At 53.5% G+C, this 3,033-nt stretch carries 1 rRNA gene; it reads right to left on the reverse strand.

The features are described 5' to 3' along the window. Positions 1–2,758: ribosomal RNA gene (locus ACFPWW_RS08805) — 23S ribosomal RNA — on the reverse strand; the annotation flags it as partial. Between the last annotated feature and the right edge of the window lie 275 nt (positions 2,759–3,033).

Below are 3,033 nucleotides of genomic sequence, written 5' to 3' on the forward strand. Positions count from 1 at the left end.
CGTTGCCGCACTTCCACACCCGGCCTATCAACGTGGTCGTCTTCCACGGCTCTGATAGGGAACACTCGTTTCCAGGTGGGTTTCCCGCTTAGATGCCTTCAGCGGTTATCCCGTCCATATATAGCTACCCTGCTATGCCCTTGGCAGGACAACAGGTCCACCAGAGATATGTCCATCCCGGTCCTCTCGTACTAGGGACAGATCCTGTCAATATTCCTACACCCACGGCAGATAGGGACCGAACTGTCTCACGACGTTCTGAACCCAGCTCACGTACCGCTTTAATTGGCGAACAGCCAAACCCTTGGGACCTGCTCCAGCCCCAGGATGCGATGAGCCGACATCGAGGTGCCAAACAACCCCGTCGATATGGACTCTTGGGGGTCATCAGCCTGTTATCCCCGGCGTACCTTTTATCCGTTGAGCGATGGCCCTTCCACGCGGGACCACCGGATCACTATGACCGACTTTCGTCTCTGCTCGACTTGTCAGTCTCGCAGTCAGGCGGGCTTATGCCATTGCACTCGACGAGCGATTTCCGACCGCTCTGAGCCCACCATCGCGCGCCTCCGTTACTCTTTCGGAGGCGACCGCCCCAGTCAAACTACCCACCATACACTGTCCCGGACCCGGATGACGGGCCGCGGTTAGACATCCATGACGATAAGGGTGGTATTTCAAGGATGGCTCCACAGAAACTGGCGTCCCTGCTTCAAAGCCTACCACCTATCCTACACATGCCGACACGAATGCCAGTGTAAAGCTATAGTAAAGGTGCACGGGGTCTTTCCGTCTGACCGCAGGAACCCCGCATCTTCACGGGGAATTCAATTTCACTGAGTCTGCGTTGGAGACAGCGGGGAAGTCGTTACGCCATTCGTGCAGGTCGGAACTTACCCGACAAGGAATTTCGCTACCTTAGGACCGTTATAGTTACGGCCGCCGTTTACTGGGGCTTCGATTCAAAGCTTGCACCTCTCCTCTTAACCTTCCAGCACCGGGCAGGCGTCAGACCCTATACGTCGTCTTGCGACTTCGCAGAGCCCTGTGTTTTTGATAAACAGTCGCTACCCCCTGGTCTGTGCCACCCCATCTTACTTGCGTAAAATGGGGTCACGCTTCTTCCGAAGTTACGCGTGCAATTTGCCGAGTTCCTTCAACGCAGTTCTCTCAAGCGCCTTGGTATACTCTACCTGACCACCAGTGTCGGTTTCGGGTACGGTCTATACGGTGGAGCTATTTCCTGGAACCGCTCCGCTGCCCTGATAATCCAATAAACCAGAACAACTTGTGCGATCCGTCACTTCCACCAGGCCCACGAATATTAACGTGGTTCCCATCGACTACGCGTGTCCGCCTCGTCTTAGGGGCCGGCTAACCCTGCTCAGATTAACTTTAAGCAGGAACCCTTGGTCTTTCGGCGAGAGGGTCTCTCACCCTCTTTATCGTTACTCATGTCAACATTCGCACTTCCGATACCTCCAGGACCCCTCACGGGTATCCCTTCATCAGCTTACGGAACGCTCCGCTACCACTCCTCTTGCGAGGAATCCTCAGCTTCGGTGCATGGCTTTAGCCCCGTTACATTTTCGGCGCAAAGACCCTTATTTAGACCAGTGAGCTGTTACGCTTTCTTTAAATGATGGCTGCTTCTAAGCCAACATCCTGGTTGTTTTGGGATCCTCACATCCTTTCCCACTTAGCCATGACTTGGGGACCTTAGCTGGAGGTTAGGGTTGTTGCCCTTTTCACGACGGACGTTAGCACCCGCCGTGTGTCTGCCTGGTAGTACTTCCCGGTATTCGGAGTTTGGTTAGGATCAGTAAGACGGTGAGTCCCCATAGCCCATCCAGTGCTCTACCCCCGGGAGTATTCGCCAGACGCTCTACCTAAATAGATTTCGCGGAGAACCAGCTATTTCCGAGTTTGATTGGCCTTTCACCCCTAGCCACAAGTCATCCCAATCTATTGCAACAGATGCGGGTTCGGTCCTCCAGTTGGTGTTACCCAACCTTCAACCTGCTCATGGCTAGATCACTCGGTTTCGGGTCTAATGCAACGAACTATATCGCCCTGTTCAGACTCGCTTTCGCTTCGCCTACACCTACCGGCTTAAGCTTGCTCGTTACACTAAGTCGTTGACCCATTATACAAAAGGTACGCCGTCAGGGTTGCCCCCTCCGACTGTTTGTAGGCATCCGGTTTCAGGTACTCTTTCACTCCCCTTGTCGGGGTGCTTTTCACCTTTCCCTCACGGTACTTGTTCGCTATCGGTCATGCACGAGTACTTAGGCTTGGAGAGTGGTCTCCCCATGTTCAGACAGGATTTCTCGTGTCCCGCCCTACTCTAGGACATTAATGGTATCTACGCGTACGGGGCTGTCACCCGCTACGGCCACACTTTCCAGAGTGTTCCGCTTTAACCACCAATGCCACTGGCCTGGTCCGCGTTCGCTCGCCACTACTTGCGGAGTCTCGGTTGATGTCCTTTCCTGCAGGTACTTAGATGTTTCAGTTCCCTGCGTTCGCTTCTTACCCCTATCTATTCGAAGGTAAGATACCTTATCTCAATGCTTGGAAACCCAAGCCGACCTTGCAGTCAGTTTGGATTTTCCAAGCATTTAAGGTGGGTTGCCCCATTCGGAGATCCATGGATCAAAGCTCATTCGCAGCTCCCCACGGCTTATCGCAGCGTAACACGTCCTTCATCGCCTGTGCATGCCAAGGCATCCACCAAATGCCCTTACGACACTTAATCGTTCTCATTGCCAATGCTCATCATTTACTGGATTTGGAATGCCTATCCTCCTCGCTTGCGCTCGAAGGGGTTCCAAATCGACTATCCGGACAAACCTGAGTTTGCCGAACCAGAGGCACGGTTACCTTTTACAACCGACCATTCATGATGCCATCGACGTGTTCGGTATGGTCCCTCATAAAAATGTCACGCCGAGCGACATCCGGGCCATACCTTAAGACCAGCTTCTCGAGATAAATCCGATGACGCGCGGTCAGGCAACGTCAACCAGATCG

The sequence above is a fragment of the Rhizobium sp. GCM10022189 genome (assembly GCF_042656325.1).
GTDB lineage: Bacteria > Pseudomonadota > Alphaproteobacteria > Rhizobiales > Rhizobiaceae > Rhizobium.